The organism is Streptomyces sp. NPDC048420 (assembly GCF_040651535.1).
Lineage (GTDB): Bacteria > Actinomycetota > Actinomycetes > Streptomycetales > Streptomycetaceae > Streptomyces.
In genome coordinates this window covers 20865-34784 of sequence record NZ_JBEZKG010000012.1, presented here as the reverse complement: position 1 = coordinate 34784, position 13920 = coordinate 20865, and the positions used below count along the sequence as shown (strand labels likewise).

Sequence of the window (13920 nt, the reverse complement as noted above, 5' to 3'; positions counted from 1 at the left end):
AGTGGAGTCGGTGTCCGTCCCGGTGCCTGCCGCTGAGTCCGCGTCCGCAGCGGTCCTCGTTGCGGGGTGTGTGTCGATTCCGGCTCCCGCCGTGGGGTGTGTGTCGATCCCGGCCCCCGTCGCTGAGTTCGCGTCCGCCGCGGCCGAAGCTGTGGAGTCGGTGTCCGTCAAGGCGCCCGCCGCTGAGTCCGCGTCCGCAGCGGTCCTCGTCGCGGGGCTCGCGTCGATCCCGGCCCCCGCCGTGGAGCCTGCGTCCACCGCGGTCGCAGCCGTGGAGTCCTTGACTGTCCCAGCCCCGGCTGTGGAGCCAGTGCCGACCCCGGCCCCCGCTGTGGAGCCCGTGCCGACCCCAGTTGCCCCCGTCGCTGAGCCCGTGTCCTCCCCGGCCCCCGTCGAGGAGCCGGGACGCCTCTGCTCCGGCACCCGCGGTACACCGTCCATCGCCGTCCCCCTAGGGCCTGTTTACAACCCAGTCAGTTTGCCTTGTCCATGGCGGATGCGTCAGCTGTGGAGAGCGTGATCACAGGAGGGCGCGCGGGATATCACAAGGCTCTTACGTGCTCTTCGCACACTTCCGCACACGAGCGACCGCGAGCGGGCACCGTCCACGGAGCTGACGACCCGTCAGATCGGCGCTACCGTGAGCGCCATGGAGACCACGACGGCACTTCCGAAGATCATCTCCGTCGACGACCACACGGTGGAGCCCGCCGACGTCTGGCAGAACCGGCTCCCGAAGAAGTACCTGGACACCGGCCCCCGCATAGTCCGCGCGCCACTGAAGGAGATCAGCTTCCTCGGTGGTCGCTTCAAGCCCGTGATGGGCGCCCCGGGCGACGAGGGCCCGCTCGGCGACTGGTGGCTGTACGAGGAACTCCAGCGCCCCCTCACCCGCCTCGACACGGCGGTCGGCTACAGCAGGGACGAGATCAAGCTGGAGGTCATCACTTACGAACAGATGCGCCCCGGCTCCTACGACGTCCCGCAGCGCCTGGCCGACATGGACGTCAACCACGTCCAGTCAGCCGTCTGCTTCCCGACCTTCCCCCGCTTCTGCGGCCAGACCTTCACCGAGGCCAAGGACCACGAGCTGGGACTGCTGTGCGTCCGGGCGTACAACGACTGGATGGTGGAGGAGTGGTGCGGCCCCCAGGCGCAGGGCAGGCTCATCCCCCTCACCCTGATCCCGCTGTGGGACGCCGAGTTGGCCGCCGCCGAGGTCCGCCGCAACGCGGCCCGGGGCGTGCGCGCGGTCGCCTTCTCCGAGATACCCCCGCACCTGGGCCTGCCCTCCGTCCACTCCGACGACTGGGACCCCTTCCTCGCCGCCTGCGACGAGACCGGGACGGTCGTCGCGATGCACATAGGCTCCAGCAGCCGTATGCCCTCCACCTCCAAGGACGCCCCGCCCGCGGTCGGTTCGACGATCACCTTCGCCAACTGCTGCTTCTCGATGGTCGACTGGCTGATGAGCGGCAAGTTCGAGCGCTTCCCGAACCTCAAGGTCATGTACGCGGAAGGCCAGATCGGCTGGATCCCGTACATCCTGGAGCGTGCCGACGTCGTCTGGGAGGAGAACCGCGGCTGGGGCGGCGTCGCCGACAAGGTCCACCGCCCGCCGTCCGAACTCTTCACCGAGCACGTCTACGGCTGCTTCTTCGACGACGCCTTCGGCCTGAAGAACCTCGACGCGATCGGCGTCGGCAACGTCCTCTACGAGACCGACTACCCCCACTCCGACTCCACCTGGCCGAAATCGAGGGAGGTCGGCGAGGCCCAGATGGGCCACCTGGACGCCGACGTGGTGGAACGGATCGTCCGCGGCAACGCCATCGACCTGCTCGGTCTCACACCCGAAGGGCTGTGGAGCGGGGCATGAAGTACGGCATCCAGCTCCCCGTCCAGTCCCAGAGCACGATCTACGCCGAGCCCTGGGAGGCCGGCGCCGGGCCGGACGACCTCGCCGCGGTCGCCCGGGCCGCCGACCGCGCCGGGTTCGCGTACGTCGCCGCCTGTGACCACGTCGCGATCCCGCGCCGTCTCGCGCCCGCGATGAGCACGGTCTGGTACGACCCGGTCGCCACCCTCGCCTTCCTGGCGGGCGTGACCGAGCGGGTGAGGCTGCTCAGCCATGTGGCCGTCGTGGGGCTGCGGCACCCGCTCCTCACCGCCAAGCAGTACGCCACCCTCGACCACCTCAGCGGCGGGCGGTTGATCCTCGGGGTCGGCGCGGGGCACGTACAGGAGGAGTTCGAGGCGCTCGGGGTCGACTTCGCCGGGCGCGGGGCCGTCCTCGACGAGTCGATCGACGCGCTGCGCAGCACCCTCGGACCCGAGGAGTTCCCCGAACACCACGGCAAGCTCTACGACTTCGCGGACCTCGGCCAGCGTCCCCGGCCCACCCAGTCCCGCGTACCGGTGTGGGTCGGCGGGTCGTCCCCGGCCGCCGTGCGCCGGGCCGCGCTCAAGGGTGACGGGTGGCTGCCGCAGGGCGACCCCCGGGACCGGCTGCCCGCGCAGATCGAGCGGATACGGCGGCTGCGGGCGGAGGCGGGCGTCGAAGGGCCGTTCACCGTCGGGGCCATCGCCGAGCCGCTCTACGTCGGCACACCCACGTGGGACGTCGGCCGCCGGACGCTGAGCGGTACGCCCGACGCGCTCGCCGAGTCCCTGCGCGCCTACCGCGCGATGGGCGTGGACCAGATCCAGGTGCGGTTCCGCAGTCGCGACCGCGCCGAACTCGTCGACCAGATCTCGGCGTTCGGCGCCGACACCGCCCCCCACCTCTGAGGAGTCACCGCATGGGCAAGCTGGACGGACGCGTCGTACTCGTCACCGGTGCGGCGCGCGGGCAGGGGGAGCAGGAGGCCCGGCTGTTCCGGGCGGAGGGCGCCGAGGTCGTCGTAGGGGATGTGCTCGACGAGCAGGGGAAGGCGCTTGCCGAGGAGATCGGGGCGCTGTACGTGCACCTCGACGTGGGTCAGGAGGCCGACTGGCGGCGGGCGACGCAGGCGGCCGTCGAGGAGTACGGGCGGGTCGACGGGCTCGTCAACAACGCCGGCATCCTGCGCTTCAACACCCTCCTGGACACACCGCTCGCGGAGTTCATGCAGGTGTTGCAGGTCAACCAGGTCGGCTGCTTTCTCGGGATCAAGACGGTGGGGCCGGTCCTGTCCGACGGCGGCACCATCGTCAACACGGCCTCCTACACCGGGGTCACGGGGATGGCGGGGGTGGGCGCGTACGCCGCCTCCAAGCACGCCGTCCTCGGGCTCACCCGGGTCGCCGCGCTGGAACTGGCGCCGCGCGGGATCAGGGTCAACGCCATGTGTCCCGGGGCCGTCGACACCGCGATGTCCAACCCGGCTGTCCTGGACCCGTCGGTGGACGGCGCGGAGGCCTCCCGGGGACTCGACCGGTTCTACCGCAAGGTCGTGCCGCTGGGCCGGATCGGGCGGCCGGAGGAGGTGGCGGCGCTGGCCCTCTTCCTGACCTCCGCCGACTCCTCGTACATCACCGGGCAGCCGTTCGTGATCGACGGGGGCTGGTTGGCGGGAGTCAGCGTCATCTGACTGACCGTCAGCTATTGACCCTCCATGCCGGGGGTGCGACAGTCGCATCGAAACTGACGATCCGTCAGAAATATTCGGACCGGGGAGGGTGACCCGCCTTGGAATTCGGGCTCTTTGTACAGGGATACGTGGGCAAGCGCGCCGAGACCGACCCGCTCGCCGAGCACAAGGCGCTGATGGAGGAGACCGAGTACGTCATCCAGGCGGACCGGTCCGGCTTCAAGTACGCCTGGGCGTCCGAGCACCACTTCCTGGAGGAGTACTCGCACCTCTCCGCCAACGACGTGTTCCTCGGCTATCTCGCGCACGCCACCGAGCGGATCCACCTCGGCTCCGGCATCTTCAACCCGCTCGCCCAGGTCAACCACCCGGTGAAGGTCGCCGAGAAGGTCGCCATGCTCGACCATCTCACCGAGAACCGCTTCGAGTTCGGCAGCGGGCGCGGGGCCGGCTCGCACGAGATCCTCGGATTCATACCGGGTGTTACCGACATGAACTACACCAAGGAGATCTGGGAAGAGACCATCGCCGAGTTCCCCAAGATGTGGCTCCAGGACGAGTACGTCGGCTTCCAGGGCAAGCACTGGCAGCTGCCGCCGCGCAAGATCCTGCCGAAGCCGTACGGGAAGTCGCACCCCGCGATGTGGTACGCCGCCGGGTCGCCGCCGTCGTACGCCATGGCCGCCCGCAAGGGGCTCGGAGTGCTCGGCTTCAGCGTGCAGAAGGTCTCCGACATGGAGTGGGTCCTGGAGCAGTACAAGACGGCGATCGTGGACGCCGAGCCGATCGGGGACTTCGTCAACGACAACGTGATGGTGACGACGACGGCGATCTGCGCGCCGACCCATGACGAGGCGATCGAGATCGCGGTGAACGGGGGGCTGCACTATCTGCCCTCACTCGTGTTCCGGTACCACGACACGTTCCCTCGGCCCGAGGGGTTCCCGGTGTGGCCGGAGACGCTGCCGGAGTACACCGCGGAGTTCGTCGAGGTGCTGATCGAGGAGGAGTTGCTGATCTGCGGGGATCCGGACGAGGTGGTTCGGCAGTGCAAGCGGTGGGAGCAGGCCGGGGCGGACCAGCTCAGCTTCGGGCTCCCGGTGGGGGTGCCGAAGGAGGAGACGCTGCAGACGATACGGCTGATCGGGGAGCACGTGATTCCGAAGATCGACACGGACCCTGTGCATCGGACGTCCCGGTTCCGGGGTGCCGCGTAATCGCCGTTGCGGTGTGCGGGTGCGTTATGGCTGGTCGCGCAGTTCCCCGCGCCCCTGAAAGAACGCACCGTACCGGAAGTTGAGGAGGCAACGTTCATGCTCGATCACGTCATCAAAGGTGCGGCCGTTGTCGATGGGACCGGTGCGTCTGCCTTCACCGCCGACGTCGGGATCCGGGACGGTCGTATCGCCGTCGTCGGCCGAGTCACCGAAGAGACCCGCTCCACCGAAGACGCCACCGGGCTCGTCCTCGCCCCCGGTTTCGTCGATCCGCACACCCACTACGACGCCCAGCTGTTCTGGGACCCGTACGCGACCCCCTCCCTCAACCACGGGGTCACCACCGTCGCCGCCGGGAACTGCGGGTTCACGCTCGCGCCGCTCAATCCGGACCGGCCCGACGACGCCGACTACACGCGCCGCATGATGTCCAAAGTGGAGGGGATGTCCCTGGTCGCGCTGGAGGAGGGGGCGCCCTGGAACTGGAACTCCTTCGGGGAGTACCTGGACGCCCTCGAAGGCCGTATCGCCGTCAACGCGGGCTTCATGGTGGGGCATTGCGCGCTGCGCCGGTACGTCATGGGCCCGGAGGCCGTCGGAGGACAACCGTCCGAGGAGCAACTCGGCGCGATGCTCCGGCTGTTGCACGACGCCATGGACGCCGGGGCCTGGGGCTTCTCCACCACCCAGTCCTCCACGCACTCCGACGGGGACGGCAAACCCGTCGCCTCCCGGCACGCCCTGCCCGCCGAACTCCTCGCGCTCTCGCGGGCCGTGGGGGAGCACGAGGGGACGCAGATCGAGGCGATCGTCGCCGGGTGTCTCGACCAGTTCAGTGACGCCGAGATCGAACTGTTCGTGGAGATGAGCGCGGCGGCCGGGCGGCCGCTCAACTGGAACGTGCTGACCATCGACTCGGCCGTGCCGGAGCGGGTGCCGAGGCAGCTCTTCGCGAGCGAGCAGGCCCGGAAGGCGGGCGGCCGGGTCGTCGCCCTGACCATGCCGATCCTCACGCCGATGAACATGTCCCTGGGGACCTTCTGCGCACTGAACCTCATCCCGGGGTGGGGGCCGGTCCTCGGGCTGCCCGTCCCCGAGCGGATCGAGAAACTGCGCGACCCGGACGTACAGAAGGAGCTGCTCAGGCAGTCCCAGGCCAAGGAGGCAGGCGTCTTCCGGCGGCTGACCAACTTCGGGCGGTACGTCATCGGCGACACCTACAGCGAGACGAACCGCGGGCTCAGCGGGCGGGTCGTGGAGGACATCGCGGACGAGCGCGGGCAGGAGCCGTTCGCGGCACTGGTCGAGATCTGCGCGGCCGACGACCTGCGTACGGTCCTGTGGCCCATGCCCACCGACAACGACCCGGCGTCCTGGGCGATGCGTGCCGAGGCCTGGCAGCACGAGGACGTGCTGCTCGGCGGGTCCGACGCCGGTGCGCATCTGGACCGGATGTGCGGGGCGCCGTACACGACCCGCTTCCTCGGGGACTGTCTGCGCGGGCGGAAGCTGACCTCGTTGGAGCAGGCCGTGAAGATGCTCACCGACGACCCGGCCCGGCTGTTCGGGCTGCGGGAGCGCGGGCGGATCCAGGAGGGCTTCCATGCGGACCTCGTGCTCTTCGACCCGGAGCGGATCGCCGCGGGCACGGCCACCCTGGTGCACGACCTGCCGGGTGACAGTCCGCGGCTGGACTCCAAGGCGATCGGGGTACGGGCCGTGTGGGTCAACGGGGTCGAGGCGATCCGGGACGACGTGGTGAGCGGGGCCGTGCCGGGCCGGGTGCTGCGGTCGGGGCGGGACACGCGGACGGTGAGTACGAGGTGACTCCGTCGGGTGGTGGTTCCGGTGGCGCTCCGGGCGGCTCCCGGGGTGGTTCCCCGGACGGGCAGAAGCTGTTCGTCGGCGGCGAGTGGACGGCGCCCGACGGCGGGCACTACGCGGTGGTCGACCCCGCCACCGAGGAGACCGTCGGGTGGGCTCCGGAGGCCTCGCGGGATCAGGTGCACGCGGCCTGCGCCGCGGCCCGCGAGGCCTCCGGGCCGTGGTCGCGCACACCGGCGGGGGAGCGGGCGGCGGTTCTCGCCCGGGCCTCCGACATCATCCGCTCCCGCCTCCTGCCGTACGCCGAACTCGCCCGGGCCGAGACCGGGGCGACCATGGCGACGGCCCGGGCGATGCAGGTCGGCGTGGCCGTCGCCCGTTTCCGGCGGTACGCGCAGGTGGAGCCCGCCGAGTGGGCGATCCCGCCGCAGATCAACGAGGCCGGGCCGATGGGGAAGGCCGCGGTGATGGGCGCGCTGGCCGTCCGGCAGCCCGTCGGGGTCGTCACCTGCATCACGTCGTACAACAACCCGTGGGCCAACCCGGCGGGCAAGATCGCCCCCGCTCTCGCCATGGGCAACACCGTCGTCGTGAAGCCCGCCCCGCAGGACCCCCTCTCCGTCTACCGCATGGCGGAGGCGCTGGAGGCCGCCGGTGTGCCGCGCGGGGTCGTGAACGTGGTGAGCGGCCGGTCCGTGGCGGTCGGCGAGGCCGCCGTCGACTCACCGGACGTCGACATGGTCAGCTTCACCGGCTCCACTGCGGTCGGACAACGCATCGGCGAGGTGTGCGGGCGGTCCATGAAACGGCAGCTGATGGAGCTGGGTGGGAAGGGCGCGGCGGTCGTCTTCGAGGACGCGGATCTCGGGGCGGCCGTGGCCGGGATCGGGACCACCTTCTCCTTCTACAGCGGACAGATCTGCACGGCACCGACGCGGGTGCTGGCCCAGCGGGGGATCTACGACCGACTCGTCGAGCAACTGGCCGCATACGCGGGCCGGTTGAAGGTCGGGGATCCCCGGGAGGCCGGGACGGTCGTCGGACCGGTGATCTCGGCGGCGCACCGGGAACGGGTGGAGTCGTACGTCGAACTCGGCCGGAAGGAAGGGGCTTCCGTCGCCGTCGGTGGTGAACGGCCGCCCCTGGACCGGGGCTTCTACGTCGCCCCGACCCTGCTCGCCGACTGCGGCCCGCAGCTGCGGGTCGTCCGCGAGGAGATCTTCGGCCCGGTCGTGACCGTGACGCCCTTCGACGACGAGGAGGAGGGAATCGCCCTCGCCAACGACAGCGACTACGGCCTCATCGACTACGTCTGGTCGGCGGACGTGGCCCGGGCCTTCCGCGTGGCGCGGCGGTTGCGGGCCGGGGGAGTCGGGGTCAACACGGTCGGCCGCAACATGGAGGCCCCGTTCGGCGGCTTCCGCAGCAGCGGGGTCGGCCGGGACTGCGGGTCGTACGCGCTGCACGCCTACAGCGAGGTGCAGTCGATCGTCTGGCCGGGGTGAGCCGGCCTTCAAGTCGGTTGCCCGACACGCGTGTTCGGCCAACTGGCCGGTAACCGGCGGGTGGGCCCGTAGAGTCCCGGAGCGGAGGGCGGCGGACATCGATGTCGTCGTCCTGACCATCAGTCAGAACTCGTTCCGGAGAACCGACTTGAAGCTCACCAAGCGTTTTGCGCTGACCACCGCGGGCCTCGCCGCCGGGGCCGCCCTGCTGGGTGCGACCACCGGCTACGCCACGCCCTCGGACCCCGCGCCGGGGCCCGTGAAGGCCCCCGCGGCCCTCAAGGTGCCCGACGGCAACAAGCTGACCGGCGTGTACGCGGCCCGCGGCACGCAGACCTACACCTGCACCGACGGTGCCTGGAAGCTCCTGGAGCCGGCCGCCACCCTGGCGGACGGGAGAGGCCGCACCGTCGCCCTGCACTCCCGCGGCCCCGTCTGGGTGTCCACGGTGGACGGCAGCGCGGTGAACGCCGCGGCGATCGCCACCTCCCCCAAGACCGGCACCATCCCCGAACTCCTCCTCCAGGCCACCGCCACCCGGGGCACGGGCGTCTTCGGAGGTGTCTCCTACATACAGCGCCTCAACACCACCGGCGGTGTAGTCCCGGCCGGCGCCTGCACCGGCACGGACCAGGTCGGCGTGCAGTACACGGCCACGTACGCGTTCTACAAGCCGGCCAAGTGACGCGTGACTCTCTGAGCGGGCCGCCGTCGTACCGCATACCGCTCAGAGAGTCATCGGTCCAGATCCACCCGCACGGTCAGCTGTCCGGCCCCTATCGCCCGCACCGCGGCGCTGTTCATCGACGGCAGCGAACGCAGTCGTACGGCCGTGTCGTCCTCCGGCATCAGATGGGCCGTACCCGGGTGCCACCGCCCCCTGATCCGGACCCGGACCCGCGGGTCGGCCTTGATGTTGCGGACGTACTGCGACCGCTCCCCGAACTCGGAGACCAGCCAGAAGGAGCCGCCGACCCGCCTGCCGCCCACCGGGGTCCGGCGGGGCAGACCCGAGGTGCGGCCCGTGGTCTCCAGGACGGTCTGGAGGGGCAGTCGGCGCATGACCGGGTTGAGGCGGCGCTGAAGGGCCGTGGCGATCCGGTACTTGCGCTCGGCGTTGGGGGACATGGCTGGTGAGACTCCTGTCTCTTCTCGTCCGTTCCTGAGCGGCGCCGGTGACGGCGGACTTCAATGGTCGCAGCGCGCGAAGGAGCGGTGGACATGCGGGTCGTGACCTGGAACCTGTGGTGGCGTTTCGGCCCCTGGGCGGAACGGCAGAAGGCGATCCTGCGCGTGCTGCAAGACCTGCGCCCCGACGTGGTCGGCCTGCAGGAGGTCTGGTCGGCCGACGACGAGAACCTCGCGCGGTGGCTCGCCGACGAGCTCGGCCTGCACTGGGCGTGGGCCCCCTCACCCGCCTCCGAGCGCTGGCAGCGGCGGATCGGTGTGCCGGGGGTGGAGGTCGGGAACGCGGTCCTGAGCCGCTGGCCGGTCGCCGAACAGTCCGTCCTGCGCCTGCCGGCCCCCGCCGCGTTGGACGACGGCCGCCTCGCCCTCCACACCCGCCTGTCCGGGCCGTCGTACGACATCCCCTTCTTCACGGTCCACCTCACCTCGGCCCCCGACGCCTCGGCGGTCCGCTGCCAACAGGTCACCGCGCTCGCGGAGTTCGTGGCCGCGCACCGCTCCGGCACCGACTTCCCGCCGGTCGTCACCGGCGACTTCAACGCCTGGCCCGACTCCGACGAGATCCGCCTCTTCGGCGGCTACAAGACGGCACCGGCCGCACCGGACCAACTCTTCATCGACGCCTGGGAGTACGCGGACCCCACGGCCCCCTCCGCGACCTTGGACCCCACGAACCCACACGTCCGCGTGGCCCCACCGGTCCGCATCGACTACGTCCATGTGGGCCTGCCGGGACCTTCCGGACTCGGCCACGTGCTGGGGGTGCGGCGGGCGGGGGACGGGCCGGTGGACGGGGTGTGGCCGTCGGATCATGCGGCGGTGGTGGCGGACCTGGCGGACGGGTCAGAGTGACTTCAGCAGGTCGAGCAGGGCGGTGAAGGCGGTGGGGGTGACGGTGACGACGGTTTGGGCGGGGTGGGAGTCGGTGAGGTGGACTCCGTGGGGGTCGACGGATATGTGGACGCAGGCGTCGCCTTCCTGGCAGTAGGACGACTTCTTCCAGCGGTCCGTGATCATGTCGGCTCCCTCACAGGTTCTGGGCGATGGAATGGATCAGATCCCGGGACTTCGCGGGACTGAGAGCGGTGGCTTCCACGACGTCGAGCAGGTTCCGGTACTTCGTCAGAAGGGCCTCGGCATCCAGGAGGACCGGACCGTGGAACTGGTCGAGCTGCGCCGTGTCGAGCTGCGGTACGGGCCCGTACAGGTAGTTGATGGACTGACCCGAGCCGGGGAAGGCGCCGACGTCGAACGGCAGCACGCGGATCGTGATGTGCTGCTGCTCGCTCATGTCGAGCAGACGCCGCAACTGGGCCCGGGCCACGTCCCGGCCGCCGACCCGCATGTGCAGGGCCGCCTCGTGCACGGTCGTGCGATACGGCGTCGGGTCCGTCCCGTAGAGGAGGCCCTGCCGCTTGACCCGGTGTGAGACCCGGTGCTCGATCTCGGGCGGTGCGGGCTCCGGGATGACGTGCCGGAAGATCTCGCGCGCGTGGTCGGCGGTCTGGAGCAGCCCCGGCATGTGGGAGGTGTACGCGGTGCGTATGGCGATGGCGTGATGTTCCAGCTCGGCGAGGTCGAGGAGTCCGCACGGCAGGACCTCGCGGTACGACTCCCACCAGCCGAAGGTCCTGTCGGTCGCCATCTCGACGAGGGCCTCGACGAAGCCCGGGTCCGGGCAGGAGTAGATGCCGGCGAGCGCCCGGATGCGCTCGGGACTCACCCCGAACCGGCCGGACTCCACGTTGCTGAGCTGCCCCTGGCTCGTCCCGAGGGTGCGTGCGGCCTCGGTCGCCGTCATGCCCGACCGCTCCCGCATCTTGCGCAGTTCCACCGCGATCCGGAGACGTCGAGCCGTCAGCGGGGGCCTGGCGGGCATGTGTGAACTCCTCCCGGACGCACGTTCCATGAGCGGGTCACCCACACGAGGGAAATTGGACCGAAGTATCTCCAGGGACGACAAATGACATTTGCTGAGCCCCTACCTTCTTCCTCAGGCGCCCACTCACCTGGCAGCGCACCGTGGGACGCCGCGGCAGAGACACCAGGCACCCGTCCAACTCCCCTCAGTGATCGGAGACTTCCGTTGGCCACCGTATCTCCGTCCTGGAACTACACCCTGCATCTTCCGCACGATCCACGCGCACCGGGGATCGCGCGGGGTGCCTTGAGGCTGATCCTGGCCGCACATGAGCTGCCCGACCTGACTCCCACCGCGGAGCTGCTCGCGGCGGAACTGCTGGCGAACGCGCACTGCCACACGAGGGGCCCTTACGCCTTCCGCCTCCTCTCTCCGGCTCCCGGACGGGTGCGGGTCGCCGTCTGGGACACGGACCCCCGGGTCCCACCCGGCTTCACGACCGACAGAACTCCCGCCGCACCGGACGCCGAGCACGGCCGAGGCCTGCACCTGGTCCGCACCTGCGCGGACGCGACGGGCGTGTCGGTACTGCGCGAACTGGGCGCGTCGAAGGGCGGGAAGCTGCTGTGGGCGGAGTGCGGGGTGCCGGGGTGGTGAGCCGGGCCATACTGAGAGGTGGAGCGACCGCTGTTCACCAGGAGCCGACGATGAGCGCACAGCCTGAGCACGGCTGGGGAGCGATGCCCCTCCCGGAGATCCGGACCGTGGACGACCTACGCGGCGCGCTCAGCCGCTACGGCTTCCCCGGCGACCGGGAGCGCTTCGAGGAGGAACTGGCGGCAGCCATAGGAGCCTCTCCGACGAACGACTTCACGAGCGCCGCAGCGGTGGTCCGGGCCTACCGGCACCGGGTCCTGATCAGGAACTCGCCCGAGATCATGACGGCCCTGGAGGATGCCCGGGGCGGAGGCGGCCGTACGTGAACGAGATCCCGCTGGAGGAGGCCGAGCCGGCGAGGAAGGCGTTCGGTGATCTGACGGAGGGGGAGCGGGAGGTGGTCCGTGAGGCACTCGCCGCCATCGCCCGCGACCCGGCGGCGGGCCGGGAGATCCCGGGCTGGCGCCCTCCGTCCGTGGAGTACACGTACACCACGCCCCTGGCCGCCGACTCGGCCGAGGCGATCACGGTCGTGTACACGCACACGCCCGGCCTGGGCGTGACGGTGGTCTATTACTTTCGCGATCCGCAGGTCGTGGACTGACTCCAACCACAGGATCAGCGGCTACGCCTTCGCAATCGTCCATTCCCTTGGTTCGTCCACGTCGGCCGCGGTCGCCGTCGCCGCCCTGACCAGCGATGCGCACGACGGGCAGCGGTACGAGCTGACCGGGCCGGAGCTGCTGACGTCGCAGACCAGGCGGCGATCCTGGAGGGCGTGCTGGAACGGCCAGTCAAGATCACCGATGCGAATGCGCTCGACCAGTTGCCGGCCGGGATGAGCACGGGCATCGGCTGGGCGCGCGCCGGCGGTGCGGCCTACATCACCGACCATGTGCGGCAGGTGCTCGGCCGACCGGCGGGCACGTTCGGGCAGTGGGCACGCGACCATCGGGAGGCATTCGAGGCAATGGCGTAACCCCACTGCCGCCGTCTCTCGTAGGTCGGCCAGGCGTGGGTGCGCTCAGCCCCATGGTCACCAGGCCCTGTCGCGGCTTCATCGCTCTGTCAGCCCCGTGAGCCAGGTGGTCAGCAGATCGTTGGTCTCGCGGGGCCGTTCCTGCTGGAGGAAGTGGCCGCAGCCGTCGAGGATGTGGGAGGCGGAGAGGCCGGGCAGGGTCGTGGGGTAGGCCGTGATGGCGTCGGCCAGCCAGGTGGTGGAGGCGTCCAGGCCGCCGCCGATGAACAGGGACGGCTGGGTGAGGGGGGCGCCTGCGTGGGCGGCCAGGTCCTTCCAGTCGCGGTCCATGGTGCGGTAGCGGTTCAGGGCGCCGGTCATGCCGGTGCGTTCGAACTCCCCGGCGTAGACGTCGAGGTCGTGCTCGCTGAGCCAGGCCGGACGGCGGCCGGCCGGGAAGCGGTCACGCAGCCTGCCGCCGGGGCTGACGAAGTGCGGGTCCGGGGCGCCGGGTGCGGGCATGGTGTCGGCGGACAGGGCGGCGTAGAACCCGGCGAGCCAGCCGCGGACGTCGGGCTCGATCTCCGCCTCGGCCCGGCCGGGTTCCTGGAAGTACGAGACGTAGAACTCCTCGGCGCCGCCCATCGCCTCGAAGACCTCACTGGGCCGCGGTCCGCCGGGCGGGGTGTAGGGCACGCTCAGCAGTCCGACCGCGCGGAACACGTCCGGCCTGAGGAGGGCGGAGTGCGCGGCGATGGTCGCGCCCCAGTCGTGCCCCACGACCACCGCGGACCGTTCGCCCAGGGCCTCCACCACGGCCACGTTGTCCGCCACCAGGTCGAGCATCCGGTACGCGTCCACCGCCGCGGGCCGGGAGGAACGCCCGTAGCCGCGTACGTCGATCGCCACCGCCCGGAAACCGGCGGCGGCCAGCGCGGGCAGCTGGTGCCGCCAGGAGTACCAGGACTCGGGGAACCCGTGCACCAGCAGGACCAGCGGACCGCTGCCCTGCTCCACCAGATGGGTCCGGCCGGCCGGTGAGGACACCAGACGGTGTGTGCGGTCGGCGGAGGGGGTCGGCTGAGGCATGGATCGTTCCTCCCAGGCGTAGACGGCACCGGCGATCCTCCTGCGGGCG

General features: G+C 70.7%; 16 protein-coding genes. 12 read left to right on the top strand and 4 right to left on the bottom strand.

The window, feature by feature from the left end; all coding sequences use genetic code 11:
* Positions 1–640 precede the first annotated feature (640 nt).
* The 7 genes from AB0D34_RS23065 (at position 641) to AB0D34_RS23035 (ending at position 8803) form a co-directional block, all read left to right on the top strand.
* Positions 641–1879: an amidohydrolase family protein gene (locus AB0D34_RS23065; RefSeq protein WP_362664228.1), complete on the top strand. Its 1239-nt coding sequence runs from the start codon at positions 641–643 to the stop codon at positions 1877–1879.
* The gene (locus AB0D34_RS23060; protein ID WP_362664226.1) at positions 1876–2790 is read left to right on the top strand and encodes an LLM class F420-dependent oxidoreductase; all 915 of its coding nucleotides are present in this window, start codon (positions 1876–1878) and stop codon (positions 2788–2790) included. Before AB0D34_RS23065 ends, AB0D34_RS23060 begins: the two co-directional genes overlap by 4 nt.
* Positions 2791–2801: 11 nt before the next feature.
* The gene (locus AB0D34_RS23055) at positions 2802–3572 is read left to right on the top strand and encodes an SDR family oxidoreductase (RefSeq protein ID WP_362664224.1); all 771 of its coding nucleotides are present in this window, start codon (positions 2802–2804) and stop codon (positions 3570–3572) included.
* Between the two features lie 98 nt (positions 3573–3670).
* The gene (locus AB0D34_RS23050) at positions 3671–4789 is read left to right on the top strand and encodes an LLM class flavin-dependent oxidoreductase (RefSeq protein ID WP_362664222.1); all 1119 of its coding nucleotides are present in this window, start codon (positions 3671–3673) and stop codon (positions 4787–4789) included.
* Between the two features lie 96 nt (positions 4790–4885).
* The gene (locus AB0D34_RS23045; protein WP_362664220.1) at positions 4886–6616 is read left to right on the top strand and encodes a D-aminoacylase; all 1731 of its coding nucleotides are present in this window, start codon (positions 4886–4888) and stop codon (positions 6614–6616) included.
* A gap of 68 nt (positions 6617–6684) precedes the next feature.
* The gene (locus tag AB0D34_RS23040; RefSeq protein ID WP_362664813.1) at positions 6685–8118 is read left to right on the top strand and encodes an aldehyde dehydrogenase family protein; all 1434 of its coding nucleotides are present in this window, start codon (positions 6685–6687) and stop codon (positions 8116–8118) included.
* Between the two features lie 148 nt (positions 8119–8266).
* Positions 8267–8803, top strand: coding sequence for a DUF3455 domain-containing protein (locus AB0D34_RS23035; protein WP_362664218.1), 537 nt, complete (start codon positions 8267–8269; stop codon positions 8801–8803).
* Between the two features lie 50 nt (positions 8804–8853).
* Here AB0D34_RS23035 and AB0D34_RS23030 read toward each other — a convergent pair whose 3' ends face one another.
* A complete protein-coding gene (locus AB0D34_RS23030; RefSeq protein WP_362664216.1) occupies positions 8854–9246 on the bottom strand; it encodes a nitroreductase/quinone reductase family protein in 393 nt (130 codons plus the stop codon).
* 93 nt (positions 9247–9339) lie between these two features.
* On the opposite strand from AB0D34_RS23030, the gene AB0D34_RS23025 reads away from it, so the two are divergent.
* Positions 9340–10158, top strand: a complete 819-nt coding sequence (locus tag AB0D34_RS23025; protein WP_362664215.1) for an endonuclease/exonuclease/phosphatase family protein — start codon at positions 9340–9342, stop codon at positions 10156–10158.
* Here the strand turns inward: AB0D34_RS23025 and AB0D34_RS23020 are convergent.
* Together AB0D34_RS23020 and AB0D34_RS23015 are read right to left on the bottom strand one after the other, a co-directional pair.
* Entirely contained in the window at positions 10150–10323 is a 174-nt protein-coding gene (locus tag AB0D34_RS23020; RefSeq protein WP_362664214.1) for a DUF397 domain-containing protein, read from the bottom strand. The genes AB0D34_RS23025 and AB0D34_RS23020 overlap by 9 nt on opposite strands.
* Positions 10324–10333: 10 nt before the next feature.
* Positions 10334–11185, bottom strand: a complete 852-nt coding sequence (locus AB0D34_RS23015; protein WP_362664213.1) for a helix-turn-helix transcriptional regulator — start codon at positions 11183–11185, stop codon at positions 10334–10336.
* Positions 11186–11392: 207 nt separating this feature from the next.
* Here AB0D34_RS23015 and AB0D34_RS23010 point away from each other — a divergent pair, with 207 nt between their 5' ends.
* The 4 genes from AB0D34_RS23010 (at position 11393) to AB0D34_RS22995 (ending at position 12803) form a co-directional block, all read left to right on the top strand.
* Positions 11393–11824: an ATP-binding protein gene (locus tag AB0D34_RS23010; RefSeq protein ID WP_362664211.1), complete on the top strand. Its 432-nt coding sequence runs from the start codon at positions 11393–11395 to the stop codon at positions 11822–11824.
* Between the two features lie 50 nt (positions 11825–11874).
* On the top strand, positions 11875–12150 hold the full coding sequence (locus tag AB0D34_RS23005; RefSeq protein WP_362664209.1) for a hypothetical protein: 276 nt from the start codon (positions 11875–11877) through the stop codon (positions 12148–12150).
* On the top strand, positions 12147–12428 hold the full coding sequence (locus tag AB0D34_RS23000) for a hypothetical protein (RefSeq protein WP_362664207.1): 282 nt from the start codon (positions 12147–12149) through the stop codon (positions 12426–12428). Before AB0D34_RS23005 ends, AB0D34_RS23000 begins: the two co-directional genes overlap by 4 nt.
* Positions 12429–12602: 174 nt before the next feature.
* A complete protein-coding gene (locus AB0D34_RS22995) occupies positions 12603–12803 on the top strand; it encodes a hypothetical protein (protein WP_362664205.1) in 201 nt (66 codons plus the stop codon).
* A 78-nt stretch (positions 12804–12881) separates the two neighbouring features.
* Here the strand turns inward: AB0D34_RS22995 and AB0D34_RS22990 are convergent, their stop codons facing one another.
* Positions 12882–13871: an alpha/beta hydrolase gene (locus AB0D34_RS22990; protein WP_362664203.1), complete on the bottom strand. Its 990-nt coding sequence runs from the start codon at positions 13869–13871 to the stop codon at positions 12882–12884.
* Positions 13872–13920: the final 49 nt, after the last annotated feature.

Coding starts and splice junctions, on each gene's coding strand:
- AB0D34_RS23005 (WP_362664209.1), top strand. CDS start 11,875: ATGAGCGCACAGCCTGAGCACGGCTGGGGAGCGATGCCCCTCCCGGAG.
- AB0D34_RS23055 (WP_362664224.1), top strand. CDS start 2,802: ATGGGCAAGCTGGACGGACGCGTCGTACTCGTCACCGGTGCGGCGCGC.
- AB0D34_RS23060 (WP_362664226.1), top strand. CDS start 1,876: ATGAAGTACGGCATCCAGCTCCCCGTCCAGTCCCAGAGCACGATCTAC.
- AB0D34_RS23030 (WP_362664216.1), bottom strand. CDS start 9,246: ATGTCCCCCAACGCCGAGCGCAAGTACCGGATCGCCACGGCCCTTCAG.
- AB0D34_RS23045 (WP_362664220.1), top strand. CDS start 4,886: ATGCTCGATCACGTCATCAAAGGTGCGGCCGTTGTCGATGGGACCGGT.
- AB0D34_RS23020 (WP_362664214.1), bottom strand. CDS start 10,323: ATGATCACGGACCGCTGGAAGAAGTCGTCCTACTGCCAGGAAGGCGAC.
- AB0D34_RS23015 (WP_362664213.1), bottom strand. CDS start 11,185: ATGCCCGCCAGGCCCCCGCTGACGGCTCGACGTCTCCGGATCGCGGTG.
- AB0D34_RS23025 (WP_362664215.1), top strand. CDS start 9,340: ATGCGGGTCGTGACCTGGAACCTGTGGTGGCGTTTCGGCCCCTGGGCG.
- AB0D34_RS22990 (WP_362664203.1), bottom strand. CDS start 13,871: ATGCCTCAGCCGACCCCCTCCGCCGACCGCACACACCGTCTGGTGTCC.